Source organism: Caulobacter sp. P4_E5 (assembly GCF_056401555.1).
In genome coordinates this window covers 16,300-41,334 of sequence record NZ_JBFUJD010000045.1, presented here as the reverse complement: position 1 = coordinate 41,334, position 25,035 = coordinate 16,300, and the positions used below count along the sequence as shown (strand labels likewise).

Here is a 25,035-nt window from a genome sequence, read left to right as displayed (position 1 = left end):
CTCCAGCTCGGCGCGACCTTGAACCTCGGACGAGATGTCGTGCATCAGCCCGATCATTTCGCCGTTAGGACCCCGGCGCGAGCGGCCCTGCAGCCAGACCCAGCGCCCGTCCTTGCAGCGAACCTTGACCTCGTGGATCACCGCGCCCGTCTCGCGCATCCGCCGGCCGGCGTCAGCCAGGTCAGCCTGGCTGTCGGGATGGGCGAACTTGATCGTGGGCTGGCCGATCAGCTCGTCCGCCGACCAGCCCGTCAGGGCGGTCCAGGCCGGGTTGACCGAGACGAAGYGCCCCTCGGCCGAAACGACGGCGAAAAGGTCGTTGGCGTTGTCGAAGAACCAACGCGCGGCCTCGGCCTCGCCAAACGGCAAGGGCGTGCGCGAGGTCTCGCTGATTGACGTCTGGGACATCCGGTCTCCGCCAAGTTGGGCGGATCGTGGAGCGCAACCGTAAACTTATGGTTCGCGTGGGATAGCGACGTTCTACGAAAGCGTGTTCAGACCTCGGCCCATTGGCGCAGCAGGTTGTGATAGACGCCGGTCAGCGACAGGATTCCCTCGTCGTCGGATTCGACCTTGCGGGTCAGGCGCTGGATGGCGACGTCCATCTCCAGCAGCAGAGCGCGCTTGGCGTCGTCGCGGATCAGGCTCTGGATCCAGAAGAAGCTGGCCGTGCGCACGCCCCGGGTGACCGGCGTGACGTGGTGCAGGCTGGAGCTGGGATAGAGGATCATGTCCCCCGCTTCCAGCTTGACGACGTGGGCGCCGTAGAGGTCGTTCACGACCAGCTCGCCGCCGTCATAGTCTTCCGGCTCGGCCAGGAAGAGGGTCGCCGACAGGTCGGTGCGCAGTCGCCGGCCGCTGACCGGATCGCGGCGGATGGCGTTGTCGACATGGTCCTTGAAGCCCATGCCCTCGCCGTAGCGGTTGAACATCGGCGGCAAGATGACCTGAGGCAGGGCCGCCGAGACGAACAGCGGGTTGGCCTCCACGGCCTGGAGGATCGTCTCGCCGACGCTCCGGGCCGCCTCGCAGTCCTGCGGCAGCTGCTCGTTGGTCTTGGCCCGCGCGGCCTGGAAGCCCGAGGTCAGGTTGCCGTCGACCCAGGGACCGGCATCGAGGACCGCCCGGGCCTGCGCCACCTGGGCCTTGGTCAGCACCTGCGGGATCTGCAGCATCATCGAGACCGCTCCTTGGTCAGCACCGTCCTCCCCTTTGATCCGGATCAGGCCGGTGGCTCAAGGCCCGAAAGTAGAGCGCCCCGCTCGACGCCGTTGTCGAGCGGGGCGCGGCGTGAAGCACCTCGGAGGGGAGGATCAGTACTTCACGTTGAAGGTCAGGATCGCCTGGCGGCCCGGGGCCGGGTCGGCGTGGTGCACGCCGTTGGTGCGAGCGATATAGCGTTCGTCGGTCAGGTTCTGGACATTCAGCTGCAGGTCGACCTTGTCGCTGACCGCCCACGAGGCGAAGGCGTCGAAGCGCGTATAGGACGGGGCGTAGATCTTGTTCGTCCCGCCGCCGGCCCCGCCCTGGTTGCCGCCGAAGCTCTTCGACACGTAGTAGGCGCCGCCGCCCAGCGAGATCTTCCGGGTCACGCGATAGGTCGTGAAGCTGGAGAAGCTGTGCTTGGGCGTGTTGGCCAGAGAGTCGCCCTGGTTGACGCTGGTATAGGCGCCGCGGACCAGTTCGCTGTCCATGTAGGTGTAGCCGCCGAACACCTGCCATTTCGGGGTGACGTTACCCGAGAAGCCGAGTTCGAAACCCTTGACCTCGACCTCGCCGACCTGGGCGTAGGTGTTGGCGTCGATCTGGATCTGGGCGTTCTTGCGCGTGGTCTGGAAGACGGCGGCCGACAGGGCCAGGGTGTCGTGGAAGACGTTGGCCTTGGCGCCGGCCTCGAAGCTTTCGCTGTCTTCCGGCTCCAGCTGGACGGTGGAGAGGTTGCCGGTTCCGGTCGACGTGTTGCTGTTCTGGTCGCCGCTCGAGATGCCCGGCGGCGTCGAGGAGGTCGCGTACGAGACGTAGAGGCTGGAGCTGGTGGTCGGCTTGTAGACCAGGCCGGCCTGATAGTTGGTGAAGTCCCACGAGCCGTGGCGCGGCGTGTAGGTCACCGAGGTGAACACCCCATTGGCCTGGGTGGTGGCGACGTCGACGCCGTCGCTGTCGTAGCTGTCGTGGCGCAGGCCCAGGTTCAGCAGCCACTTGTCGCCGAACTTGATGGTGTCGAAGCCGTAGATGGCAGCAGTCTTGCTGACATTGCGGGCGGCCGGAGCGCGGTTGATCACGCCCGACCAGGCGTCCTTGTCGTTCGGCGCGTAGACCAGGGTGCAGTCGCCGGCGCCCAGGCTGGTCAGGGTCGCGGCGGCGATCGTGAAGCCGGTCGGGCAGGCCGCGCCCGAGGTCGTGAAGGTCGAATAGGCGGCGTTGCGGTTTTCCTCGCGGCTCAGCTCGACGCCGACGTCGAAGCTGTGCTCAAGGCCGCCGAACATCGTCTTGCCGTGCAAGTCGGTGACGGCCGCGACCGTCTCGGCCGGGTTCCAGCGGGTCTTGGTGCCGCGCTTCATCCACCATTGGCCCTGGACGAACTGGGCCGCGCCGCCGTCGCCGGGATTGGTGACGATGTAGTCGTTCAGCGACTTCGAATAGCGGACCACCTGACGGACGTTGAGGTCGTCGTTGATCTTGTGGTCGATCGCGAAGGTGGCGATGTCCGACTTGGTCTTTTGGTAGTCGCGCGACTCGATGCCGTAGAAGCTGCGGCGATCGACCGCCAGTATGCCCGAGGCCGTGCGCGGCTCGGTGGTCTTGGTGGTCAGCGGGATGCCGTAGTCCGGCGTCTGGTCGGTGTCGAGATGGTAGTAGCTGACGGTCAGCTGGGTGTCGCCGTTCAGGCCGACGGCCAGCGACGGAGCCACGCCCCAGCGGCTGAAATCGACGTTCTTGCGACCCGGCGTGTTGCCTTGCGTGCCCAAGACATTCACGCGGACGGCGACATTGTCGTTGAAGGCGTAGTTCAGGTCGGCCGTGGCGCGGACGTATTCGTCGGTCCCGACGCCGACCGCGCCCCGCGCGAAGCTGTCGGCCTTGGGGGTCTTGGACGACAGGTTGATGCTGCCGCCGCCCGAGCCGCGGCCGCCATAGGCGCTGTCCGGGCCTTTAACGACCTCGACCTGCTCGAGGTTGAAGATCTCGCGGGTCTGGCCGCCGGTGTCGCGGACGCCGTCGACGAAGATGTTGTTGGCCGAGCTCTGGCCGCGGATGAACGGGCGGTCGGCCAGGGGCTGGCCGCCTTCGCCGGCCCCGAAGGTGATGCCGGGCGAGGTGCGCAGGATGTCGGTCAGCGAGGTGGCGGCGGTCTGCTCGATGATCCGCGAGGGGATCACCGTCACCGACTTGGGCGTGTCGACCAGCGGAGCGGTGAACTTGCTCGACGACGGGTCGGCCACGCGCTTGGCGTCGATCTTGACGGTCGAGACCTCGGTGCTGTCGGGCGCCGGCGCGGTGGCGACCGGCGCGGCGGCGTCGACTTCAACGCCCTTTGGGGCAGCAGCGGCGATCTGGGCCAGACCCAGCCCGGCCAGGCCGGCGACGGCGGCGGCGCCCAGGGCGCGACGGGGCCGGCTGACGACACCGGCAGAGTTCGGATTACGCATGTTGGTTCTGTCCCCAAGGCGCGCCGTCGAGGGCGCGCCTCCTGTAATTGCGAGGCGTTCTTAGCGATGTTGCAAAGCAGTCGCAATGATAATCGCTCGCAATTGCGGGAAGCGCGGTGGAAAAGTGACGCTTGGGCGAGGCGCGCACGGCTCCGCCGCCTCACGCGGCTCGCCGCTGAAGGGATGGAAAGGGACGCGGAGCGCCGGACGCCGTCCGGAGTAGGTTTAGTTTGATACCGTTTCGACGAAGCCAGACGCTCCGCGCGACCGTTATTCGCCAGCGTCCCGCCGGGTGGCCCTGTTCAGGCCTTACCGGGACCCGGGCGCCTCCGTTTCCGGAAGCGCCCAGAGGTCGAGGGAGACGGGCCAAAAGGCCAAGACACGCCCCTTGATCCTCGACCACGCCGACGGCGGGCGGGCCTGGCAGCGAAACCAGGTCCCCGGACCGTCCGAGTATCCCCCTCGGACCTTCACCGCTCGATCGCCCCCCGCCGCCGCAATCGGTCGCTGGCCATGCGCCCTTTCCTCGCGACGAGGTGAGACAGAGCATAAGCGAGGTTTTGTAGGGGAGGACGAGAAGACCTGAACGCTCGTGCCTCGCATCACCCCTCTCTCTTAGAGAGAGGGAGGGGCCCATGCGCAGCATGGGAGGGTGAGTGGTTACACCGCTCACCGATAAGTCCCGAAAACTCAGTGAGATGCGCGGAACCACTCACCGGCTTCGCCTAACCTCTCACCCTCCCACGCCTGCGGCGCGGGCCCATCCCTCTCTCAAAGAGAGAGGGGTTTATCCCCGCGCCCCGACGGGATTTCGCGCCGCCCCACCGCATGCTACAGCTCCGCCGTTCGCGCGACTGGCGTTCGGAGGGAAGCGACCCTCGGGAAGCGCGGACCGCACTGCTGGTGCGAGAAAGCCGTTCGCCTGGGCGTCCAACCTCGAACGCGGAGCCTCGCCCATGCCCGAAGCCAAGACCTGGATCGCCTTCACGCTCGTCTGCCTGGGCATGGCCCTGACCCCCGGGCCGAACATGCTGTACGTCGTCAGCCGCTCGATCTCGCAAGGCCGCCTGGCCGGGATCGTGTCGCTGATCGGCACGGCGGCCGGCTTCGTCGTCTATCTGGTCTGCGCCTCGCTGGGCATCACCGCCCTGCTGATGGCCGCGCCGATCGCCTACGACATCCTGCGCTTCGGCGGGGCGCTCTATCTGGGCTGGCTGGCCTGGCAGGCGATCCGGCCCGGCGGCGCCTCGCCGTTCCAGGTGCGCGACCTGCCCAAGGACAGCCCGGCCAAGCTGATCAGCATGGGCTTCGTCACCAACATCCTGAACCCCAAGGCCGCGATGCTGTACCTGTCGCTGCTGCCGCAATTCATCAAGCCCGAGCACGGCGGCGTCTTTACGCAGTCGCTGGTGCTGGGCCTGTCGCAGATCACCGTCAGCATGGTCGTCAACGGCACGATCTGCTTCACGGCCGGCACCATCGCGGCTTTCCTGTCCACCCGCCCCAGCTTCGCCCTGGTCCAGCGCTGGCTGATGGCCACGGTGCTGGGCGGCCTGGCGGTGCGGATGGCCACCGAGGCCCGGCGATGAAGACTCCCCTCGCCGTCGCCTTCGCCGCGCTCGCGCTCGCCGGCGCCGCCCAGGCGTCCAGCCTGAAATCCTGCGCGGTCCCGCCGTCGGTGACGCAGGCTCCGGCCGAGATCCCCCCGGCCAACGAGATCCACACCGACGTCCCCACGGCGGCCTATCTGCTGGCCCTGTTCTGGTCGCCCGAGGCCTGCCGCGCCGGCATCCCGGAGTCGGACAAGACCATCCAGTGCCGCGACAACCGCTTCGGCTTCACGGTCCACGGCCTGTGGCCCAACGGCCCGGACCGGGTGCATCCACGCTACTGCAAGCCCAGCCCGCCGATGAGCCCGGCGACGGTGAAGGCCAATCTGTGCATGACCCCCTCGCCGTGGCTGCTGCAGCACGAGTGGCAGGCGCATGGGACCTGCCAGTGGGATACGCCCGAGGCCTATTTCAAGAAGGCCCGCCAGATCCGCAAAGGCCTGAACGTCCCCGAGCTGAAGCCCGGCCCCGGTGAGACCATGACCGCCGGTGAGATCCGCCACGCCTTCCTCAAGCGCAATCGCGGCATGACCGCCGAAGGCCTCAACGTCCGCGTCAAGGACGGCCGCCTGACCGAGGTCTGGGTCTGCATGGACCTGAAGTTCAAGCTCGCCACCTGCCGCGGCGGCAACGGCGCGCCGGACGCGGCGGTGGTGCGGGTGACGCCGAAGGGGTGATCACCATTCCAGCAGCGACAGACCTGGAATATCCCGGAAGTCGTCGGCATTGAACGTCACGAGCGTCGCCCGATGCGCCAACGCCTGGGCGGCGATCATGCGATCCACGATCTTGCGCCGAGAATAGCCCGCCGCCTCGACGATCATGCGATAGGCGTCAGCCGCCTCGCTATCGAAGTCCAGAACGGGCAACACGCGCAGCATGGCGTCCAGACGGCTACGCCGGACGCCGGTTCTGGACGGCTCGCGATAGACACCGCCTTCCAGTTCTACCCGGCTGACGATCGATAGAAGGATCGCGCCGTCTAGAGCCGTGATCCGCTCAGTGACCACGGGATCGCCATCGCGCAGATGGATCGCGACGCTGGTGTCGAGAACATAGGCCACTCAAAGACCGGGACGTTCCGGAAACAGGTCCTCGTCCCGGACCTCGATGCTGTCGGGACGGGGCATTTGGTTCAGCGTCGCCACCAGATCGCTGATGGAGCCCCTGGAGGGATAGATGGTCAGGACGTCGCCCGACCGCACCAGGGTGAGTTCGACATCGGCTCCAAAGGCCAGGTCCCGCGGAAGCCGCACGGCTTCGCTGTTTCCGCTTCTGAAGGTTCGGCTGGTCGCGGTCGCCATCGCCATTTCTCCGCCACGAGGCGCTAGGTAGTGACGCGTATATACCACATTGCCCTCCTCTCTTAAAGACGCGACCCTAGACCAGCACCCAGTCGTACCGCTGGGCCGGCTGGTAGCCGAGGGTCGGGCTGGCGCGGACGATCTCCCGCAAGTTCTCGTCGAGATCGCGCATGACGATATCGATCAGGGCGCTCCTGGCCGCCTGGATCGCCTCGTCCTTGGGCGCCGTCCTGGCGCAGGCGGGACAGCGCACGACCTCGCCATCCCCGTTCCGAACCACCTGGACATCGACGCGGCAGCCGCCGCACTGCACGACATGGTCGGCCATCGTCCGCTCCCCATTCCACAACTCACGATGGAACAAAAAGGGAACATAGACAAGCCTAAAAACGCAAAACGGGCGGTCCCTTTCGGAACCGCCCGCTCGCTAACCTCTCACTTCGGAGAGCCGTTCACCCTCAGGTGTTGACGGCGTCTTCCGGAGCCAGTTCGGCCTTCTTCGACAGGTCTTCGCCAGTTTCCTGGTCGACGACCTTCATCGACAGCTTGGTCTTGCCGCGGTCGTCGAAGCCCAGGAGCTTGACCTTCACGGCCTGGCCTTCCTTCAGCACGTCCGCCGGCTTGGCGACGCGTTCGTTGCTGATCTGGCTGACGTGGACGAGGCCGTCCTTGGCGCCGAAGAAGTTCACGAAGGCGCCGAAATCAACGACCTTCACGACCTTGCCGTCATAGATCTTGCCCACTTCGGCTTCGTCGGTGATCGACTTGATCCAGTCGATCGCGGCCTTGATCTTGGCGCCGTCCGAGGCCGAGACCTTCACGGTGCCTTCGTCGTTGATGTCGACCTTGGCGCCGGTGGTGGCGACGATCTCGCGGATCACCTTGCCGCCCGAGCCGATCACTTCACGGATCTTGTCGGTCGGGATGGTGATGGTCTCGATCTTCGGGGCGTAGTCGCCGACGTCTTCACGCGGGGCGTCCATGGCCTTGTTCATCTCGCCCAGGATATGGGCGCGACCTTCGTGAGCCTGGGCCAGGGCTTGCTTCATGATCTCCGGGGTGATGCCGGCGATCTTGATGTCCATCTGCAGCGAGGTCAGGCCTTCGCTGGTGCCGGCCACCTTGAAGTCCATGTCGCCCAGGTGATCTTCGTCGCCCAGGATGTCCGACAGGACCGCGAAGCCGTCCTTTTCCAGGATCAGGCCCATGGCGATGCCCGAGACCGGACGGATCAGCGGCACGCCGGCGTCCATCATGGCCAGCGACGAACCGCAGACCGTGGCCATCGAGGACGAACCGTTCGACTCGGTGATCTCCGAGACCAGGCGGATCGTGTAGGGGAAGTCTTCCTTGGCCGGCAGCATCGGGCGCAGGGCGCGCCAGGCCAGCTTGCCGTGGCCGATTTCGCGGCGGCCCGGGCTGCCCATACGGCCGGTTTCACCGACGCTGTAGGGAGGGAAGTTGTAGTGCAGCAGGAAGGACTCCTTGTAGGTGCCTTCCAGGGCGTCGATGAACTGCTCGTCGTCGCCGGTGCCCAGGGTGGCGACCACGATCGCCTGGGTCTCGCCGCGGGTGAACAGGGCCGAGCCGTGGGTGCGCGGCAGGATGCCGACTTCACCCAGGATCGGACGGACCTTGTCGACGGTGCGGCCGTCGATGCGGATGCCGGTGTCGAGGATCGAGCGACGGACGATGTCCGCTTCCAGTTCCTTGAACACCGAGACCAGCTTCAGCGGGTCGATGCCGGCCGGGTTGGTGTCGCTCTTGGCGAAGGTCTCGATGGCCTTGGTCTTGGCGGCGCCCAGGGCGGCGACGCGGTCGGCCTTGCCTTGGATCTTGTAGGCGTTGGCCAGATCCTTGCCGACGGCCTTCTTCACTTCGGCCTTCAGCGCGTCGGTGTCTTCCGGTTGGAAGTCGAAGGGCTCCTTGGCGGCGTGCTCGGCCAGATCGATGATCGCGTCGATCACCGTCTGCATTTCCTTGTGGGCGAAGGTGACGCCGCCCAGCACGATCTCTTCCGAGAGCTCCTGGATTTCCGACTCGACCATCATCACGGCGTCGGCGGTGCCGGCCACGACGAGGTCCATCTTGCTTTCCTTCAGCTCGTCGAGCGTCGGGTTCAGCACGTAGCCGCCGTCGATGTAGCCGACGCGCGCGGCGCCGATCGGGCCCATGAACGGGGCGCCCGACAGGACCAGGGCCGCCGAGGCGGCGACCATGCCCAGGATGTCGGGATCGTTCTCGAGGTCGTGCTGCAGCACGGTGACGACGACCTGGACTTCGTTCTTGAAGCCCTTGACGAACAGCGGGCGGATCGGACGGTCGATCAGGCGGGAGACCAGGGTCTCCTTTTCCGACGGACGGCCTTCACGCTTGAAGAAGCCGCCGGGGATCTTGCCGGCCGCGAAGGTCTTTTCCTGATAGTTGACCGTCAGCGGGAAGAAGTCTTGGCCGGGCTTGGCCTTCTTGGCGAACACGGCGGTGGCCAGGACGACGGTTTCGCCCATGGTGGCCAGGACGGCGCCGTCGGCTTGACGGGCGATGCGACCGGTTTCGAGGACCAGCGTCTTGCCGCCCCACTCGATCGTCTTGCGCTTGATATCGAACATTTTTCTTCTTTCGGTTCCCGCGGGCGGATTCCCATCGGGGCGGACAGGGGCGGACGGCTAAGCTTGAAGAGCTTTTGGGAGCCGGCCCGATGATCCTCATCCAGTTCGACAGGCGGGTTTGAGGACGTGAACCCTCGGACGGACGAACGGTTCGCCTGAAAAGATCAGGTCGAACCGCTTTTGAACCTTCGTGACGTCCCGGCCTGTCGCGGGACGCCTGGTTCCAAATATGCGATCCGCCGCCCTGCTTGCGCGGAGCGGCGGATCTTATGCCTTAGCGACGCAGGCCCAGCTTTTCGATCAGGGACTGGTAACGGGCGACGTCGGACTTCTTCAGGTGGTCGAGAAGCCGGCGACGCTGGGAAACCAGCTTCAGCAGGCCACGACGGCTGTGGTTGTCCTTCTTGTGCGTCTTGAAGTGCTCGGTCAGGTTCGAGATGCGTTCCGAGAGGATCGCGACCTGGACTTCAGCGCTGCCGGTGTCGCCTTGCGTGCGGGCGTGTTCGGCGATGAGCGCGGATTTGCGCTCGATGGTGATCGACATCGGGTTGTCTCCGCTCAGGTGAGTTGGAAGACCCGCACCGGATTGAGCTTTCCGGCGCGCATCTCGCACAGGGCCACCAACCTGTCTCCGGACATGGCGGAAACGGTGCGATCGCCGGGCGCGAGCTCGGCTTTCAGCGTTTCAACCTGCCTTGGAAGCAGGACGATGGCGCGTCCCTGTGCAAGCCGGAAGGCGTCTTCGTCGGTCACGGCCAACGCCGGGATGTCGTCCAGCGCGGTCTCGACCGGAAGCAACGCCTCCGACAGCCGGGCCTCATAGCTCAAATTCTCAAGGGTTTCCAGCGATATCGCCGACGCCTCGTCAAAGCCGCCCACCCGCGTCCGGCGCAGCTCGGCGACGTGGCCGCAGGTTCCGAGCACCTTGGCCAGGTCGCGGACCACGGCCCGGACATAGGTGCCCTTGCCGCACTCCATCTCCAGCGTGACGTGGTCGGCGTCCAGGGCCTCGGTCACCCGCAGGGCATGGATCTTTACCTTCCTGGTCGGCAGCTCGAACTCGACGCCGTCGCGGGCCAGATCATAGGCGCGCTCGCCGTCGACCTTGATGGCCGAGAAGTTCGGCGGGATCTGGTCGACCTCGCCGATGAAGCCCGACAGCACGGCCTCGATCTGCTCGCGCGTCGGCCGCACGTCCGAGGTCGCGGTCGTCTCGCCCTCGCGGTCCAGGGTGGTGGTGTCGCGGCCCCAGGCGATGGTGAAGCGATAGGCCTTGTCGGCGTCCATCAGGAACGGGACGGTCTTGGTCGCCTCGCCCAGCGCGATCGGCAGAATGCCGGTGGCCAGCGGGTCCAGCGTGCCCGCATGGCCGCCCTTCTGGGCGTTGAACGCCCGGCGCACGCGGCTGACGGCCGTGGTCGAGGTCAGGTCGTAGGGCTTGTCCAGGCACAGCCAGCCGGAGACCGCATCGCCCTTCTTGCGGCGGGCCATGAACTAGTCCTCGTCCCCATGGTCGTCATCGTCGCCGGGGACGTCGGAGAGGCGACCGGTGTCCTGCTGGACGCGCGGGTCGTCGAACAGGCGGTCCATATAGGCCGCGGCGCCGAAGCTTTCGTCGTGGATGAACTTCAGGTCCGGCGTGAACTTCATGTCGATGGCCTTGCCCAGACGCCCGCGCAGGAACTTCGAACCCCGGTTCAGGCCCTTGATGACTTCGGCGATGTCCTCGGCCTTGCGGCCCGCCTCGCCCTTCAGGCCGGCGCCCAGCGGTTCGACGAAGCAGATGGCGTGCCGCAGGTCGGGGCTCATCCGAACTTCGGAGACCGTCAGCGAGACGTTGACCAGGACCGGATCGGCCAGCTCGTCATCGCGGAGGATATCGACCAGGGCGTGGCGGATCAGTTCGCCGGCGCGGAGCTGGCGTTGCGAGGGGCCGACTGGGCCCTTCTTGGTTTCGGCCCTTTTGGGGTCGGCATGGCGCTTCATGGCGCGAAATCCTTGCGGCCCGGCCGGCGGATCGAACGCCGGTGCGCGGGGAAATCGGGAGGCGGGGTGTCTAGGCTTCTGGGGCGGAAATGTCCAGCGCTCCCCCTTCTCCCCTTGCGGGAGAAGGTGTCATCCGCAGGATGACGGATGAGGGGTGGATAGCCCTGTCGGCTTGGCGCCCAGCTCGTCCGCTGTCGCGGCGGATCCGGTCTTCGACCCCTCACCCGAGCGCCTTCGGCGCCCACCCTCTCCCGCAAGGGGAGAGGGGAATTACGCCCCGACCCGCGCCTTGAAGAACGCGATCACCTTGTCCCGCGCCCTCATGCTGCCGCTGTCCGGGATCGAGCGGTGCAGGTGCAGGGTCAGCACCGAGTGCGGGGCCATCGGCATGCCCGGCGCGGCGTCATCGTCGGCGAGCTCGACGACCTCGACCTTGTCGCCGAACTCGGCCTTCAGCCGCGCGATGCGAGCGTGGGGCACCAGCTTGTCGGAGGTGAAGCGCAGGGCCAGCAGCGACAGGTCCTCGTCCTTGAACCGCTGCTTGGCGCAGGCCAGCTCAGAGGCCGAGCAGTCCAGGCCCTGGCCGTTGTTCAGCGGCAGCGAGGGCTGCGACAGCACGGGCGCCACCACGACGGGCTCGGCCATCATCGCCAGGGCGAAGCCGCCGGTGAAGCACATGCCGACCGCGCCCACGCCCTTGCCGCCGCACTCGGCATGGACCTGGCGGGCCAGGGCCCGCAGCCAGTCGACGATCGGGCTGGAGCGGCCGCCGCTCCAGACGCTGAACTCGCGCCGCACGCAGATGTTCTTTAGGATCTCGCCGACCGCGTAGCCGCGCGTCACCACCTTGCCGGGTTTGCCAAACAGGCTAGGGCAGAAGGCGGTCATGCCGGTCGCCGCCAAGTCGCGGGCGAAGTCCAGGACCCCCGGATGCAGGCCGGGAACCTCGTGGATGACGATCACCGCCGGTCCCGAGCCGATGCGGTAGACCTCGCGGCGCCAGCGCCCGTCGTCGAATTCGAAGCGTGTGAATCCCGCCAGCGGATCGTCGGTCATGGTCGCCCCCTCATCCGGCCGCATGGTTGCATGAAAGGCGACCGATGGCCTATCCAACAAGCTCAACCTAGAGAAAGGTCGTCGATGATCTGGTGGACCGGTCGTGGCTTCATGGGCCTGCTGACCCTGATCGGGGTGTTCGGGGTCTTCGGCGCGGTGCTGACGGCGGCGTTTGGAGAGCAGCTCTTCGAGCGCGCGCCCTGGCTATGGGCCGTGGGCGCGGCGATCGCCGCCGTGGTCAATTGGATCGTCGGCAGCAAGCTCAACCGCCGGCCCATCAAACTGCCGCCACCGCGCCTCTGGAAGTTCCGCTTCACATACCGTCCGCCCAATCGGTTGATGTCCCTGCCGCTGGAGGTTTGGTCGGCGCCGATGATGGTGTTGGCGATCTTCCTGCTGGTCCGAGGCCTGCTGCTCTGAGGCCGGGCTAGAACGCCATCGCGCGTTCCCAAACCGGCCTGCGGTCATGGGGCCGGGGGCGTTCACCGATGTCGTCCGGCGCGATCAGCAGGCGGATCTCGATCTCGGCCGCGCCATCGCGGGGCGCTGGGCAGCGGCGCACCCAGGCGGCGGCGTCCTCGCGGGAGTCGACGTCGAACACCCAGAAGCCGGCCACGGTCCGGCCGTCGGTCGGGGCCTCGGCCCTCATCCGCGCGCCCCGCGCCGAGAGCTTGGCCCGGTCGGCCACCCCGGCGCGCGATAGTTCGACATCATAGGCCCGCACGGCCTCGGTCGGCTCCGGACCGCCGTCCGCCTCGACCTTCAACAGCACCATGAACCGCATCGCGCGTCTCCTGTCGGCCACGTTCCGTTCGAAGGCGGCTACATCTCTAGGACGCGCGAGACCCTTCCGTTGCGACACGGCGGCTCAAAAATAATGACGGGAAATTTCAGGGTCCCGGATTTCAGTTCGTCGTGTCGGGATGCTGGGGGCTGTCGGTCCAGTCCGACAGCGGGTCGGGCGCGCGGCCTTTCGGCAATCGCCACTCGCCGCGATACGAGAAGTCCAGCGTGCCGCAGAGGCGGGCCTTTCCTCCGCTTTTGGGGCCCTCGCCCTTGGGGTCTTGCGCCTTCGGATCGTCGCCGAACGCCTGGATCCGCAGATCGCGGCGAATGGCGATGGTGCTGAACGACAGCCACAGCCGGCTCGAGCCGGGGCAGAAGGCGCGGACATAGATCTTGCCCTGGGCCAGCTTGTTATCGACCTCGTACAGCGAGACCCCGGTGTCGACGCCGTCCATGGCCGCCAGGCCGCCGGGACCGAGGTCCTTCTGGCGGCCGTCCTTCAGCCGCGCCTCAGCCGGCACGCCGGTGGCCATCACCTTGATCGGCTGGCCCGGACCCAGCAGGCCCTGGCTAAACAGGATCGTCACGCCCGCGCCGGTCAGCCGCTTGGCGTCCGGCGAGATCGGGTCGTACGAGAACATCCGCGTCTCGGCCCCGGCGGAGGAGGCCGCCAGCAAAGCCAGGATCGCGCTCCCCCAAGCCGCTGCCCTCATCGTTTCAGATGCAGGTTCGCGGCTTGAGGATCGAAGCCCGACAGCCGCCAGCGGTCGCCTTCGCGCGAGAAGGTCAGCAGGCACGGGCCGTCGCGCTTGGCCGCGCAGACCCGGCCGTCGCCGACCGGGCGCAACGTGCTGGCGATCGCCACCCGGCCCGGGATCGGGCGGTCGGGGCTGTAGCCATAGTAGTTGGCGGCGGCGTGGAAGGTCTCGGGACGGATCAGGGCCTCGCCCGCCACATCGGCCAGCGGTCCCGCCGCCAGAGCGGCCAGGGCCATGACGCCGTTGCTCTGTCCGCCGCGCTGACGCGCCTCGTCCATCAGGCGGGTCTCGATCTGGTATTTCAGCGCCCGGCGGTCGACATGGGCGTCGAAGGTGGCGCGGTCATTGTCGCGGATGGCGACCAGCAGGTCGTGCACGTCGCCGGCGGCGTCCAGGCGGGTCGCCGTCGCGCAGGCGCTCAAGCTGGCGGCGACGGCGGTCAGGGCGAGGAGAGCTTTGATACGCATCGAGAATGGGTAGCGCTGGATTGGGGCGATTTCCAGTCTGGAGAAGCAGCGCCGGTCAAGCTGAGCGGCATCGACGCCGCCCATGCCCGCCATCGACCCGTAGCGGACACGACCAAAATCCCTCTCTCTGAGAGAGAGGGAGGGGCCCACGCCGCAGGCGTGGGAGGGTGAGTGGTTATAATCTTTCCGAGCAAGGCGCCGACCAAGACGGCGTTGGCCTTGTCTCCATAGAGGCGGGTGAATTCACCTCTTACACGCTCGCCGAAACGCTGGGATTTTTCTGGCAAGCGGTGAAACCACTCACCCTCCCACCGCTTCGCGGCGGGCCCCTCCCTCTCTCTATGAGAGAGGGATTCCGGATGTCCCTTTTCCACCCAAAGCCGACGGTCGCCGGGATCGCTTTAGGTCGACGTCCAAACAAACGAAGGGCGCGGACCTTGCGATCCGCGCCCTCGATCTTTCGATCTCGCGATCAGCTCTAGTCGAGCTGGCGCTTGATCTCCTCGACGGTGAAGCACTCGATCACGTCGCCGACCTTGATGTCCTGGAAGCCCGCGAACATCATGCCGCACTCCTGACCGACGGGGACTTCGTTGACCTCGTCCTTGAAGCGCTTGAGCGTCTGCAGGGTGCCCAGTTCCAGGACCACGATGTCCTGACGGACGATCCGGACCTTGGCGCCCTTGCGGACCACGCCCTCGGTGACCTTACAGCCGGCGACCCGGCCGATCTTCGAGATGTCGAAGGCCTGCAGCACCTCGGCGTTGCCGAGGAAGGTTTCGCGCTGGATCGGGGCCAGCATGCCCGAGAGCACGCCTTTGATGTCGTCCAGCAGGTCGTAGATGATCGCGTAGTAGCGGATCTCGACCCCCTCGCGCTCAGCGAGCGCCCGAGCTTGAGCAGAAGCCCGGACGTTGAAGCCGATGACCGGCGCGCCGGCGCCTTTGGCCAGCATGACGTCGCTTTCGCTGATCGCGCCGGCGCCCGACAGGATGATCCGCGCGCGGACCTCGTCGGTCGACATCTTGTCCAGCGAACCCAGGATCGCTTCGGCCGAACCCTGCACGTCGGACTTGATGACCAGCGGCAGTTCTTTCAGCTTCTTGTCCTGAAGCTTGGCCATCATCTCGGCCATCGAAGCGCCGGCGCCCACCGGGGCCATCGACTTCTCGCGCTTCTGGCGGATGCGGTACTGGGTCAGCTCGCGGGCGCGGGCCTCGTTCTCGACCACGGCGAAGGCTTCGCCCGGCGAGGGCACGCCGTCCAGGCCGAGGATCTCGACCGGAGTGGCCGGACCGGCTTCGGTCAGCTGCTCGTTGCGCTCGTTCAGCAGGGCGCGAACCCGGCCGAACTGGCTGCCCGCCACGACGATGTCGCCGCGCTTCAGCGTGCCGCGATTGACCAGCACGGTCGAGACCGCGCCACGGCCCTTGTCCAGCTTGGCCTCGATCACCACGCCGTCGGCGGTGCGGTCGGGGTTGGCCTTCAGGTCCAGCACTTCGGCCTGCAGCAGGATGCCTTCCAGCAGCTCGTCCAAGCCGGTGCGGGCCTTGGCTGAGACCTCGATCAGCTGGGTGTCGCCACCCAGGCTTTCGACGACGATCTCGTGCTGCAGCAGCTCGTTGACCACGCGGGTCGAGTCCGAGCCCGGCTTGTCCATCTTGTTGACCGCGACGATGATCGGCACGTCGGCGGCCTTGGCGTGTTTGATCGCCTCGATCGTCTGGGGCATCACGCCGTCATCGCCAGCCACCACCAGCACCACGATGTCGGTGATGTTGGCGCCGCGGGCGCGCATCGACGAGAACGCGGCGTGGCCGGGCGTGTCGAGGAACGTCACGCGCTGGCCGTCCTTCAGGCGAACCTGATAGGCGCCGATGTGCTGGGTGATGCCGCCGTGTTCGCCAGCGGCCACGTCGGTGGCGCGCAGGGCGTCGAGCAGGCTGGTCTTGCCGTGGTCGACGTGGCCCATGATCGTGACGACCGGGGGCCGGGGCTCCAGGTGATCGTCGTGATCGTCGGCGCCGATGAAGCCTTCTTCGACGTCGGCTTCCGACACGCGCTTGACGGTGTGGCCGAATTCGGTGGCCACCAGCTCGGCGGTGTCGTTGTCGATGACGTCGTTGATCTTCAGCATCACGCCCTGACGCATCAGGAACTTGATGATGTCGACGCCGCGCACGGCCATCCGGTTGGACAGCTCCTGCACGGTGATGACGTCGGGAATGACGACTTCACGGCTGACCTTGACGACCTCGGCGGGACCGCCGCGGCGCTTTTCCTTTTCGCGTTCACGGGCCCGGCGAACCGAGGCCAGCGAGCGCATGCGGTCGGCGGAATCTCCGTCACCGGCCACGGCCTGGATCGTCAGGCGACCTTCGCGGCGAACCGGAGCGCCCTTGGCGCGCGAAACGGCTTTGCCGGGGGCGGCGGCCTTGCGGCGATCGTCCTCGTCGTCGGGACGACGGCTGACTTCACCGCCGGGACGCGGCGCCGAACGCATGGCGCGTTGGACTTCCGGGGTCGCCGGAGCGGCGGCCGGAACGCCAGGACGCGGGCCGCGCGGACCACCGGGGCCGCCAGGGCCACGGGGGCCGCCGGGGGCCGGGCGCGGCGCGAGGGCCGAATAGCGCACGGTCTGCTGCGGACGATCGCCTTGCGGGCGGTCACCCTGCGGACGGTCGCCGCGGTAGCCGCCGCGATCCCCCTGCGGACGGTCGCCTTGCGGACGGTCGCCCTCGGGACGCGGACCGCGCGGGCGGTCGCCTTCGGGGCGCGGAGCGCGTTGGCCGAAGTTGGCGCCGGCGTCGGGACGCGGCGAGCGTTGGTTGAACGGGCTCTGCGGGGCCGGACGATAGGTCGTCGTGGTCGGACGATCGTCGCGGCGCTCGCGGCTGGGCTCGTAGGTGCGGGTCTGGCCCGCGCCGGTCTGACCCGCGCCGGCCTGGCGCGACGCGTCGTGACGCTGGGCATCGTGACGGGGCGCATCGTGACGGGGCGCTTCCTGACGCGGGGCCTCGGCGCGCGGCGCGGCCGGAGCTTGCGCCACGGGCTGGGCCGGGGCCGCCGGAGGCGGGGTCACGGGCGCGGCGGGAACCGGAGCTTGAGCCGCCGGGGCCTGGGCGACGGGAGCCTGAGCGACCGGGGCTTGAACCGGAGCCGGAGCCGGAGCCGAAGCGGCGCGTTCGGCCGCGGCCTTGGCGGCGGCGTCACGTTGAGCGGCGTCCTGGGCGGCGCGAGCGCGAGCCTCGGCGGCGGCCTGGTCGGCCGCCTGTCGAGCTTGAGTCTCGCGAGCGGACTCGATGGCGCGCTGACGAGCGCGGAGCTCTTCCTGCGACAGACCGCCGGACGAACCACCACCGCCGGACGACGCATTGCCGCCGCCTTGCGATTGCTGCGGGCGCGAAGGCGGGGCGTCATGACGGCGCTCGGCCGAGGACGGCGCGGCCAGGTTGCCGCTCGCCGGCGCATGCGACCGCGTGCGCTTGGTTTCGACCACCACCGTCTTGGTCCGGCCGTGGCTGAAGCTCTGCTTCACGACCCCGGCGCTCACCGAGCCCTGGCGGGGCTTCAGCGTGATCGGGGCTCGTCCGCCGGGTCGGCCGTTTTCGTTCTCGTCGCTCATGCGCTCGCTTGTACTTCCGCCAGGCGGTACCCGGCTAAAAAAACCGCTTGTTCCATGTGAGAAAGGGGCCTGGACGTACCCCCAACAAGATGGAGGCGCGTTTCCCGACCCTTCACTCACGAGCACGACCCGGACGGCCGTACTCCCTCAAAGATTCTAGAGCTTTTCGATCGCATCGACCGCTCGGTGCGATCGAAAAACTCTAGAGCCTGTCCTTGGCCGGCGAACCGGCCGGGGGCGAACAGGCTCGCCCCCTATTCCTCCGGAAGCCCGACGGACTTCTGGTGGTCCTCGCGTCCGTTCGCCGACCATTCGGGCGGCAAAAGCGGGCGGAAGCCTGACAAACGCTCGACGTCTAAGGTCCAGCGATCGACACCGCGCCCGGCGAGGAGCGCCGTGTGTATCACATTCTCCCCGCCCAAGGCCAAACCCAATTCGTCCGAACTGAACGCGCCCAGAAAACGGGGCGGCGTCGAGGCCTTGCGGGCGGCGGATAAAATCTTTCGGCGACCATCTTCGGCGCTGTCGGACGCCTCGATCAGCCAGGCCACCTTGCCCGTTCCCAGGGCGGCGACCACTTTCTCGTATCCCGAGATAATGCTCCCGGCCTTCCGCGCAAGGCCCAGGCCGTCCAGAACCCGACGGGCCAGAAGCGCCTCGACCTGATCGGCCAGATCCGCCGGCGCGGTCAGCTTGGTCTTGGCCGCGCGCGAGAACAGGCCCTTCTTGGCGGCGGCCGCGATCGAGTCCCGGTCGGCGCCGACCCAGATCCCTCGGCCCGGCAGCTTGCGGGCGACGTCGGGGACCACGACCCCGTCCGGTCCCGCCACGAAACGAACCAGGCGCGCTTCGTCCGTCGCCTCGCCCAGGACGATGTCCTTGCGCAGGCGATTGGCTTCGGCGTGGGTCTTGGGCGCGGCGGTTTCGGTCATCGATGCCCTAATGGGATCCTTCTAGGTCAGGCCTTGTCGAACGAACGGCCCCGCGGATCGCTCCGCGAGGCCGTCACGCATCGATCGAAGGCCCTTAGGCTTCTTCTTCCGGAGCGGCGTCTTCGGCGACGGCCTCTTCGGCGGCGATCTCTTCGCCGGCGGCTTCGTCGGCGACAGCTTCGCCTTCGACTTCGCCTTCGACGTCACCTTCGTATTCGGCTTCCGGCTCGTATTCCGGCTCCGGCGGCGCCTCGACCCAGCCCATGACGATCCGGGCGCGCATGATCAGCGCCTCGGCGTCTTCCGGCGACAGGTTGAAGCTTTCCAGGATGCCCGGTTCGCGCACGCGCTCGCCGTTCTTGGTCTCGAACCAGCCGCGCATGTCGTCGGGCACCAGACCCGCGAGATCCTCGACGGTCTTCACGTCGCCTTCGCCCAGGGCCACGGCCATGGTCAGGGTCACGCCCTCGATGGCCAGGACCTCGTCCTGCACGCCCAGCTCCACGCGCTTGGCGTCCAGGGCGGCGGCTTCCTTGTCGAGGAATTCGCGGGCGCGAGCCTGCAGCTCCTCGGCGGTCTCGTCGTCGAAGCCCTCGATCGAGGCGATCTCGTGCGGCTCGACATAGGCGACGTCCTCCACCGCGGCGAAGCCTTCGGTGACCAGCAGCTGGGCGATGACCTCGTCGACGTCCAGGGCTTCCTGGAACAGGGCCGTGGTCTCGGTGAACTGCTTCTGGCGGCGCTCGCTCTCCTGGCTCTCGGTCATGATGTCGATCTGCCAGCCGGTCAGCTGCGAGGCGAGGCGGACGTTCTGGCCGCGACGGCCGATGGCCAGCGACAGCTGCTCGTCCGGCACCACGACTTCGACGCGCTCGTCTTCCTCGTCCATGACGACCTTGGAGACTTCGGCGGGGGCCAGGGCGTTGACGATGAAGGTGGCTTCGTCTTCCGACCACTGGATGATGTCGATCTTCTCGCCCTGCAGCTCGGCCACGACCGCCTGCACGCGCGAACCGCGCATGCCGACGCAAGCGCCGACCGGGTCGATCGAGCTGTCGTTCGAGATGACGGCCATCTTGGCGCGCGAACCCGGGTCGCGGGCCACGGCGCGGATCTCGATGACGCCGTCGTAGACTTCCGGCACTTCCTGGGCGAACAGCTTGGCCATGAAGCCGCCGTGCGCGCGGCTCAGCATGATCTGCGGGCCCTTGGTCTCGCGACGGACGTCGTAGATATAGCCGCGGATGCGGTCGCCGACGTTGAAGTTCTCACGCGGGATCGACTGGTCGCGGCGCATGATGCCTTCGCCACGGCCCAGGTCGACGATGACGTTGCCGTATTCGACGCGCTTGACGCTGCCGTTGACGATCTCGCCGACGCGATCCTTGTACTCGTCGTACTGACGCTCGCGCTCGGCCTCGCGAACCTTATGCATGACGACCTGGCGGGCCATCTGGGTCTGGACGCGGCCGATCTCGAACGGCGGCAGGGATTCTTCGTAGACCTTGCCGATCTCGGCGTCGCGCCAAGTGCGCTTGGCGATCGACAGCTGCATCTTGCCGATCTCGCCTTCCAGCTCGGTGTCGTCGGCCACGACCTCGATCACGCGCTTCTGCGTCATTTCGCCCGTACGCGGGTCGATCTTGACGCGGATGTCGTGCTCGGCGCCGTAGCGGGCGCGGGCGGCCTTCTGGAGGGCGTCCTCGATGGCCTCGATGACGACTTCCTTCTCGATGCTCTTTTCACGCGCGACCGCGTCGGCGATCTGCAGGAGTTCGAGCCGGTTGGCTGAGATGCCGATGGCCATGGTCAGTCCTCTTCACTTTCGGACAGGTCGTCGTTGTCGGATTGGATGCGAGCGGCGCGCTGTTCGGCGCCCCGCTTCATCAGGGTGTCGGTCATGACGAGCTTGGCGTCGATGATCCAGGCGAAGGGGAAGTAGACGGTGACGTCGTCCTCGCCCTCGATGTTCAGGCCCACCTGGTCGTCCTCGATCCCGGCCAGCTCGCCCTTGAAGCGCTTGCGGCCCTCGGCCACGCGGTCGAGCTCGATGCGGGCGTCCAAGCCGGCATAGTCGTCGAAGTCCTTCAGGCGGGTCAGCGGCCGGTCGATGCCGGGGCTGGAGACCTCGAGCGTATATTCGCCGGTGATCGGATCGGCGGCGTCCAGGATCTCGGAGACGGCGCGTGACAGGCGGGCGCAGTCCTCGACATTCATGTCGCCGCCGCTGCCGTCTTCCTGCAGCGGGCGTTCGGCCATGATCTGCAGGCGACGCTGCTCGGCGCCGCCCATCAGGCGCAGGCGGACGATTTCGTAGCCGACGGTCTCGGCCACGGGATCGAGCATCTCGATCAGATCACGGTCTTCTTGCGTCTTGCCGCGCAAAGTATTTTCTCAACTCGATCACGGTCGCCGGCGAACCCGCCAAGCGACCAAAGAAAAAGCGGCAGCCTTTCGGGCCGCCGCTCGAAAGCGCCATCTAGCGCTAACGGACGATGTGGAGCGCTTTATAGGCGAATTGGAAAACCTTGTCGACTCCATCGACGCTCGCCCCTTCCGCGCCGCAGCAATTTTAGCCTATAAGCCCGTCCGCGCAGGCCGCCTCCCCGCGGACCTCATAAGACGAAGAGTCACAATGGACCTCTCCAAGATTCCGACCGGGGTGAACCCGCCTTACGATCTGAACGCCATCATCGAGATCCCGCAGGGCGGCGAGCCGGTGAAGTACGAGATCGACAAGGAAAGCGGCGCCCTGATGGTCGATCGCTTCCTGCATACCGCGATGTTCTACCCGGCCAACTACGGCTTCATCCCGCACACTCTGGCCGACGACGGCGACCCCGCCGACATCATGGTCGTGGGCCCGACCCCGGTGGTGCCCGGCGCGATCATCCGCTGCCGCCCGATCGGCACCCTGATGATGGTCGACGAGGCCGGTTCGGACGAAAAGATCCTGGCGGTGCCGGTCGACAAGCTGCATCCGTTCTACACGGGCGTGACCAGCTGGCGTGACCTGCCCACCATCCTGACCGAGCAGATCGCCCACTTCTTCCAGCACTACAAGGATCTGGAAAAGGGCAAGTCGACCAAGATCAGCGGCTGGGCCGATCCGGACGAGACCGCCGACATCATTCGCACGGCGATCAAGCGCTACAACGAGACCTACTAAGGCTCTTTTCTTGGTCAGCCTTTTTATCCAATCTGATCGCGCCGATCAGATTGGAAAGGCTTCCGATGGCCAGGATCGATCTCACCTTGCGGATCATCCTGGCCGACCCGCCGCCCGGTGTGGTCTTTTCCAAGCAGGACGCCAAGAGCCGGCCGGTCGATCCGGTCCGCGCCGAAAGTGGCGACCTTTCTTTCGATATTCCGATCACTCTGACACCCAAGCCGGACGGCCTTCGCCCCGGCGGCGGCTTCGTGCGCAACGACGATCGCGGGCGGTTCGTCTATATCGCCTCGGGCCGACAGGCTGGCGATTGCCAGACGGAATGGTCGCGGCGGATCAAGGTCTATCTGCACGACCTGCCGGCCGCCGAGGCGGGCGCCGTGCTGGAAGCGACAATCGCGGGGCGCGCGGCCGACGGCGGCCCCGCCTGCGCCACCGTGCCGCTGCTGTCCGGCTGGCGACCCGTCAAACCCTGAAGCTCAGATCCGGACGAAATCCAAGAACACCGGGGCGCAGTCGCCCAGCTTCTTTTCCTCGTAGCGGGTGGTGACGTGGTCGGCCGGGATCGCGTTGCGGTCGGCGTCGGCCTGGGCGAAGCGGAAGTTCGGATCGGCCAGCACCCGCTCGGCGGTCCATTCGCCGTAGTCGGCCCAGTCGGTGGCGAACCGCAGCGCCGCGCCCGGCTTCATCACCCGCGCCAGCTTGGCGACGAATTCCGGCTGGATCAGGCGGCGCTTGTTGTGGCGCGCCTTGTGCCAGGGATCGGGGAACATGATGAAGACCCGGTCCAGGCAGGCGTCGGGCAGCCAGTCGACGACGTCGCGGGCGTCGCCCTCGTGGACGCGGACGTTCTTCAGCGCCTGCTCTTTGACATGGCGGACGGCGCTGGCTACGCCGTTCACGAACGGCTCGGCGCCGATGACCAGGGCCTCGGGATGACGTCCGGCCTGGGTGGCCATGTGCTCGCCGCCGCCGAAACCGATCTCCAGCCACACGGCCTTGGCGTCCGGCATCAGGTCCAGTGGCTGGAATGGGCCGTTCGGGACGCTGATCTCGGGCAGCAGGGTGTCGAGCAGGGCCTGCTGGCGCGGCTTCACCGGGCGCGACTTGATGCGGCCGAACGAGCGCAGCGGTCCGTGGGGAATGGGAGCGGAGGTCATGGGGCGGCGTCTTAGTCGGTTGGGCGTGAAATGAAAACGGGCTCCGACCCGGTTGGATCGGAGCCCGCTTCGTAAGTTCGGAGGGTGAGGCTTACGCCAGGCCCTTCAGCTCGCTGACCAGGTCGGTCTTCTCCCACGAGAAGCCGCCCTCGTTGTCCGGCGTGCGGCCGAAGTGGCCGTAGGCGGCGGTGCGGGCGTAGACCGGGCGGTTCAGCTGCAGATGCTCGCGGATCGAGCGCGGCGTGGCCCCGCCGATCAGCTGCGGCAGCAGCTTTTCCAGCACGGCCGGATCGACCTTGCCCGTGCCGTGCAGGTCGACGTGGAACGAGACCGGCTGGGCCACGCCGATGGCGTAGGCGATCTGGATGGTGCAGCGGTCAGCCAGGCCCGCGGCGACGACGTTCTTGGCCAGGTAGCGGCAGGCATAGGCGGCCGAGCGGTCGACCTTGGTCGGATCCTTGCCCGAGAACGCGCCGCCGCCGTGCGGCGCGGCGCCGCCATAGGTGTCGACGATGATCTTGCGACCGGTGACGCCGGCGTCGCCGTCGGGGCCGCCGATCTCGAAGCGGCCGGTCGGATTGACCAGCCACTGGGTCTTCTTGGTGATCAGGCCGTCCGGGAACACCGGCAGGATGTGCGGCTTGATCAGGTCCAGCACGCGCTTGGAGGTCGCGGCCTTGCCGTCGATCTTCTTCTTGTGCTGGTGCGACACCACGATCGAGACGACGCGGACCGGGCGGCCGCTGCCGTCGTATTCCAGGGTCACCTGGCTCTTGGCGTCGGGCTCCAGCTCGGAGAGCTCGCCGCTATGACGCAGCTYGGCCAGGCGCTTCAGGATGTTGTGGCTGTACTGCAGGGTGGCCGGCATCAGCTCCGGGGTCTCGGTGCTGGCGTAGCCGAACATGATGCCCTGGTCGCCGGCGCCCTCGTCCTTCTTCTCGGTCGCGTCCACGCCCTGGGCGATGTGCGCCGACTGGCCGTGCAGATAGTTGGCGAACTTCGCCTTCTGCCAGTGGAAGCCCTTCTGCTCGTAGCCGATGTCCTTGATCGCCGCGCGAACCTTGGGCTCGAGCGAGGCGAGGATGTCCTTGGTCAGCTGCTTGTTGGCTTTCTTGTCGCCATCCGGCTTGCCGGCGCGAACCTCACCGGCCAGCACGACGCGGTTGGTGGTCACCAGGGTTTCGCAAGCCACGCGGGCTTCGGGATCCACCGCCAGGAAGGCGTCGACGACGGTGTCGCTGATGCGGTCGGCGACCTTGTCGGGATGGCCCTCGGAGACGCTCTCGCTGGTGAAGATGTAGGACGAACGGTTCAAGAGACAGCTCCGGCCTTGGAAATACGCGCGCGGGCATGCGCCCGCTTCGGCGTCCAGTTAGACCGGAACCATATAAAGATATGTTTATGCGAGCAAGGCGAGGTTAGCTATCAACCGCTTCAGCCGGCCTCGGCGGTCGCGACCTCTTCCTCGGCCATCGAGCGAACCAGCTCCAGGATCCGGCGACGGACCTTGGGGCGGGTGATCCTCGGGAACAGCCCCGCCAGCTCCAGGCCTTCCGACGTCATCAGGAAGTCGTGCACGAACGGCTCGCCGCCCTCGGCCATGCCGTCACCGGTGGTGTCGGCCAGGCCCTCGAAGAAATAGCCGACCGACGACTGCAGGCTCTTGGCGATCTCATAGAGCTTGCTGGCGCTGACCCGGTTGGCCCCGCGCTCATACTTCTGGATCTGCTGAAAGGTCAGGCCCAGGTCCTCGGCGAGCCGCTCCTGACTGACGCCCAGGATCTTGCGGCGCATACGGATGCGGGCGCCAACATGCAAGTCGACGGGATTGGGGTGGCGTTCGGTGTCCGACAGCTCGCTCATGCCCACGCTTGATAGCTGAAATTGCGGTTTTAATTCAGCCTAAGTCTTTCAAGCACGCAA

26 protein-coding genes and 1 riboswitch are annotated in these 25,035 nt (G+C 67.1%); of the genes, 5 read left to right on the top strand and 21 right to left on the bottom strand.

The window, feature by feature from the left end; all coding sequences use genetic code 11:
• From AC1DSO_RS14895 to AC1DSO_RS14885, 3 genes are all read right to left on the bottom strand, one after another.
• A partial coding sequence (locus AC1DSO_RS14895; protein ID WP_477069555.1) for a PAS domain S-box protein occupies positions 1 to 408 on the bottom strand: 408 nt, incomplete at its 3' end.
• 86 nt (positions 409 to 494) lie between these two features.
• The gene (locus AC1DSO_RS14890) at positions 495 to 1,178 is read right to left on the bottom strand and encodes a Fe2+-dependent dioxygenase (protein WP_477069554.1); all 684 of its coding nucleotides are present in this window, start codon (positions 1,176 to 1,178) and stop codon (positions 495 to 497) included.
• 135 nt (positions 1,179 to 1,313) lie between these two features.
• Entirely contained in the window at positions 1,314 to 3,650 is a 2,337-nt protein-coding gene (locus AC1DSO_RS14885) for a TonB-dependent receptor (RefSeq protein ID WP_477069553.1), read from the bottom strand.
• An 840-nt stretch (positions 3,651 to 4,490) separates the two neighbouring features.
• Positions 4,491 to 4,585: riboswitch (ZMP/ZTP riboswitch) on the top strand.
• A gap of 21 nt (positions 4,586 to 4,606) precedes the next feature.
• Here AC1DSO_RS14885 and AC1DSO_RS14880 point away from each other — a divergent pair.
• Both AC1DSO_RS14880 and AC1DSO_RS14875 read left to right on the top strand, forming a co-directional pair.
• A complete protein-coding gene (locus AC1DSO_RS14880) occupies positions 4,607 to 5,239 on the top strand; it encodes a LysE family translocator (protein WP_477069552.1) in 633 nt (210 codons plus the stop codon).
• Positions 5,236 to 5,937 carry a ribonuclease T2 gene (locus AC1DSO_RS14875; protein WP_477069551.1) on the top strand — a complete coding sequence of 234 codons (702 nt, stop codon included), beginning with the start codon at positions 5,236 to 5,238 and terminating at the stop codon, positions 5,935 to 5,937. Before AC1DSO_RS14880 ends, AC1DSO_RS14875 begins: the two co-directional genes overlap by 4 nt.
• Here the strand turns inward: AC1DSO_RS14875 and AC1DSO_RS14870 are convergent, their stop codons facing one another.
• From AC1DSO_RS14870 to AC1DSO_RS14835, 8 genes are all read right to left on the bottom strand, one after another.
• The gene (locus AC1DSO_RS14870; protein WP_477069550.1) at positions 5,938 to 6,324 is read right to left on the bottom strand and encodes a PIN domain-containing protein; all 387 of its coding nucleotides are present in this window, start codon (positions 6,322 to 6,324) and stop codon (positions 5,938 to 5,940) included.
• Complete coding sequence (locus AC1DSO_RS14865) at positions 6,325 to 6,564, bottom strand: antitoxin (protein WP_477069549.1); 240 nt, start codon at positions 6,562 to 6,564, stop codon at positions 6,325 to 6,327.
• Between the two features lie 76 nt (positions 6,565 to 6,640).
• Positions 6,641 to 6,892 (bottom strand): hypothetical protein, encoded by a 252-nt coding sequence (locus AC1DSO_RS14860; RefSeq protein ID WP_477069548.1) that lies wholly within the window; start codon positions 6,890 to 6,892, stop codon positions 6,641 to 6,643.
• Positions 6,893 to 7,022: 130 nt separating this feature from the next.
• Complete coding sequence (pnp, locus tag AC1DSO_RS14855; RefSeq protein ID WP_477069547.1) at positions 7,023 to 9,173, bottom strand: polyribonucleotide nucleotidyltransferase; 2,151 nt, start codon at positions 9,171 to 9,173, stop codon at positions 7,023 to 7,025.
• 274 nt (positions 9,174 to 9,447) lie between these two features.
• Positions 9,448 to 9,717, bottom strand: a complete 270-nt coding sequence (rpsO, locus tag AC1DSO_RS14850) for a 30S ribosomal protein S15 (protein WP_047413759.1) — start codon at positions 9,715 to 9,717, stop codon at positions 9,448 to 9,450.
• A 14-nt stretch (positions 9,718 to 9,731) separates the two neighbouring features.
• A complete protein-coding gene (gene truB, locus AC1DSO_RS14845) occupies positions 9,732 to 10,664 on the bottom strand; it encodes a tRNA pseudouridine(55) synthase TruB (protein WP_477069546.1) in 933 nt (310 codons plus the stop codon).
• A gap of 3 nt (positions 10,665 to 10,667) precedes the next feature.
• Entirely contained in the window at positions 10,668 to 11,159 is a 492-nt protein-coding gene (gene rbfA / locus AC1DSO_RS14840) for a 30S ribosome-binding factor RbfA (RefSeq protein ID WP_477069545.1), read from the bottom strand.
• A gap of 270 nt (positions 11,160 to 11,429) precedes the next feature.
• On the bottom strand, positions 11,430 to 12,215 hold the full coding sequence (locus tag AC1DSO_RS14835; RefSeq protein ID WP_477069544.1) for a dienelactone hydrolase family protein: 786 nt from the start codon (positions 12,213 to 12,215) through the stop codon (positions 11,430 to 11,432).
• Positions 12,216 to 12,299: 84 nt separating this feature from the next.
• Here AC1DSO_RS14835 and AC1DSO_RS14830 point away from each other — a divergent pair, with 84 nt between their 5' ends.
• A complete protein-coding gene (locus tag AC1DSO_RS14830; protein WP_477069543.1) occupies positions 12,300 to 12,635 on the top strand; it encodes a hypothetical protein in 336 nt (111 codons plus the stop codon).
• A gap of 7 nt (positions 12,636 to 12,642) precedes the next feature.
• Here AC1DSO_RS14830 and AC1DSO_RS14825 read toward each other — a convergent pair whose 3' ends face one another.
• The 7 genes from AC1DSO_RS14825 to rimP form a co-directional block, all read right to left on the bottom strand.
• Complete coding sequence (locus AC1DSO_RS14825) at positions 12,643 to 12,999, bottom strand: YciI family protein (protein WP_477069542.1); 357 nt, start codon at positions 12,997 to 12,999, stop codon at positions 12,643 to 12,645.
• Positions 13,000 to 13,120: 121 nt separating this feature from the next.
• Positions 13,121 to 13,714, bottom strand: a complete 594-nt coding sequence (locus tag AC1DSO_RS14820; protein ID WP_477069541.1) for a hypothetical protein — start codon at positions 13,712 to 13,714, stop codon at positions 13,121 to 13,123.
• Positions 13,711 to 14,226 (bottom strand): DUF2939 domain-containing protein, encoded by a 516-nt coding sequence (locus tag AC1DSO_RS14815; protein WP_477069540.1) that lies wholly within the window; start codon positions 14,224 to 14,226, stop codon positions 13,711 to 13,713. Before AC1DSO_RS14815 ends, AC1DSO_RS14820 begins: the two co-directional genes overlap by 4 nt.
• A gap of 478 nt (positions 14,227 to 14,704) precedes the next feature.
• Complete coding sequence (gene infB, locus AC1DSO_RS14810; RefSeq protein ID WP_477069539.1) at positions 14,705 to 17,851, bottom strand: translation initiation factor IF-2; 3,147 nt, start codon at positions 17,849 to 17,851, stop codon at positions 14,705 to 14,707.
• A gap of 254 nt (positions 17,852 to 18,105) precedes the next feature.
• Positions 18,106 to 18,783 carry an RNA-binding protein gene (locus AC1DSO_RS14805; protein ID WP_477069538.1) on the bottom strand — a complete coding sequence of 226 codons (678 nt, stop codon included), beginning with the start codon at positions 18,781 to 18,783 and terminating at the stop codon, positions 18,106 to 18,108.
• 94 nt (positions 18,784 to 18,877) lie between these two features.
• A complete protein-coding gene (gene nusA / locus AC1DSO_RS14800; protein WP_477069537.1) occupies positions 18,878 to 20,590 on the bottom strand; it encodes a transcription termination factor NusA in 1,713 nt (570 codons plus the stop codon).
• A gap of 2 nt (positions 20,591 to 20,592) precedes the next feature.
• Entirely contained in the window at positions 20,593 to 21,168 is a 576-nt protein-coding gene (gene rimP, locus AC1DSO_RS14795; RefSeq protein WP_477069536.1) for a ribosome maturation factor RimP, read from the bottom strand.
• A 250-nt stretch (positions 21,169 to 21,418) separates the two neighbouring features.
• Here rimP and ppa point away from each other — a divergent pair, with 250 nt between their 5' ends.
• Positions 21,419 to 21,952: an inorganic diphosphatase gene (gene ppa, locus AC1DSO_RS14790; protein WP_047413770.1), complete on the top strand. Its 534-nt coding sequence runs from the start codon at positions 21,419 to 21,421 to the stop codon at positions 21,950 to 21,952.
• A gap of 65 nt (positions 21,953 to 22,017) precedes the next feature.
• A complete protein-coding gene (locus AC1DSO_RS14785) occupies positions 22,018 to 22,428 on the top strand; it encodes a DUF5990 family protein (RefSeq protein WP_477069535.1) in 411 nt (136 codons plus the stop codon).
• 3 nt (positions 22,429 to 22,431) lie between these two features.
• On the opposite strand, the gene trmB is transcribed toward AC1DSO_RS14785, so the two are convergent.
• From trmB to AC1DSO_RS14770, 3 genes are all read right to left on the bottom strand, one after another.
• Entirely contained in the window at positions 22,432 to 23,112 is a 681-nt protein-coding gene (gene trmB / locus AC1DSO_RS14780; protein ID WP_477069534.1) for a tRNA (guanosine(46)-N7)-methyltransferase TrmB, read from the bottom strand.
• A gap of 91 nt (positions 23,113 to 23,203) precedes the next feature.
• A complete protein-coding gene (gene metK / locus AC1DSO_RS14775; protein WP_477069533.1) occupies positions 23,204 to 24,427 on the bottom strand; it encodes a methionine adenosyltransferase in 1,224 nt (407 codons plus the stop codon).
• A 119-nt stretch (positions 24,428 to 24,546) separates the two neighbouring features.
• Entirely contained in the window at positions 24,547 to 24,981 is a 435-nt protein-coding gene (locus AC1DSO_RS14770) for a helix-turn-helix domain-containing protein (protein WP_477069532.1), read from the bottom strand.
• Positions 24,982 to 25,035 lie beyond the last annotated feature (54 nt).

Bases quoted from the DNA above. Each gene is read 5' to 3' on its own strand.
- AC1DSO_RS14890 (WP_477069554.1), bottom strand. From the start codon at position 1,178: ATGATGCTGCAGATCCCGCAGGTGCTGACCAAGGCCCAGGTGGCGCAG.
- AC1DSO_RS14885 (WP_477069553.1), bottom strand. From the start codon at position 3,650: ATGCGTAATCCGAACTCTGCCGGTGTCGTCAGCCGGCCCCGTCGCGCC.
- AC1DSO_RS14880 (WP_477069552.1), top strand. From the start codon at position 4,607: ATGCCCGAAGCCAAGACCTGGATCGCCTTCACGCTCGTCTGCCTGGGC.
- AC1DSO_RS14875 (WP_477069551.1), top strand. From the start codon at position 5,236: ATGAAGACTCCCCTCGCCGTCGCCTTCGCCGCGCTCGCGCTCGCCGGC.
- AC1DSO_RS14865 (WP_477069549.1), bottom strand. From the start codon at position 6,564: ATGGCGACCGCGACCAGCCGAACCTTCAGAAGCGGAAACAGCGAAGCC.
- AC1DSO_RS14860 (WP_477069548.1), bottom strand. From the start codon at position 6,892: ATGGCCGACCATGTCGTGCAGTGCGGCGGCTGCCGCGTCGATGTCCAG.
- pnp (WP_477069547.1), bottom strand. From the start codon at position 9,173: ATGTTCGATATCAAGCGCAAGACGATCGAGTGGGGCGGCAAGACGCTG.
- rpsO (WP_047413759.1), bottom strand. From the start codon at position 9,717: ATGTCGATCACCATCGAGCGCAAATCCGCGCTCATCGCCGAACACGCC.
- truB (WP_477069546.1), bottom strand. From the start codon at position 10,664: ATGGCCCGCCGCAAGAAGGGCGATGCGGTCTCCGGCTGGCTGTGCCTG.
- rbfA (WP_477069545.1), bottom strand. From the start codon at position 11,159: ATGAAGCGCCATGCCGACCCCAAAAGGGCCGAAACCAAGAAGGGCCCA.
- AC1DSO_RS14835 (WP_477069544.1), bottom strand. From the start codon at position 12,215: ATGACCGACGATCCGCTGGCGGGATTCACACGCTTCGAATTCGACGAC.
- AC1DSO_RS14830 (WP_477069543.1), top strand. From the start codon at position 12,300: ATGATCTGGTGGACCGGTCGTGGCTTCATGGGCCTGCTGACCCTGATC.
- AC1DSO_RS14825 (WP_477069542.1), bottom strand. From the start codon at position 12,999: ATGCGGTTCATGGTGCTGTTGAAGGTCGAGGCGGACGGCGGTCCGGAG.
- AC1DSO_RS14820 (WP_477069541.1), bottom strand. From the start codon at position 13,714: ATGAGGGCAGCGGCTTGGGGGAGCGCGATCCTGGCTTTGCTGGCGGCC.
- AC1DSO_RS14815 (WP_477069540.1), bottom strand. From the start codon at position 14,226: ATGCGTATCAAAGCTCTCCTCGCCCTGACCGCCGTCGCCGCCAGCTTG.
- infB (WP_477069539.1), bottom strand. From the start codon at position 17,851: ATGAGCGACGAGAACGAAAACGGCCGACCCGGCGGACGAGCCCCGATC.
- AC1DSO_RS14805 (WP_477069538.1), bottom strand. From the start codon at position 18,783: ATGACCGAAACCGCCGCGCCCAAGACCCACGCCGAAGCCAATCGCCTG.
- nusA (WP_477069537.1), bottom strand. From the start codon at position 20,590: ATGGCCATCGGCATCTCAGCCAACCGGCTCGAACTCCTGCAGATCGCC.
- ppa (WP_047413770.1), top strand. From the start codon at position 21,419: ATGGACCTCTCCAAGATTCCGACCGGGGTGAACCCGCCTTACGATCTG.
- AC1DSO_RS14785 (WP_477069535.1), top strand. From the start codon at position 22,018: ATGGCCAGGATCGATCTCACCTTGCGGATCATCCTGGCCGACCCGCCG.
- trmB (WP_477069534.1), bottom strand. From the start codon at position 23,112: ATGACCTCCGCTCCCATTCCCCACGGACCGCTGCGCTCGTTCGGCCGC.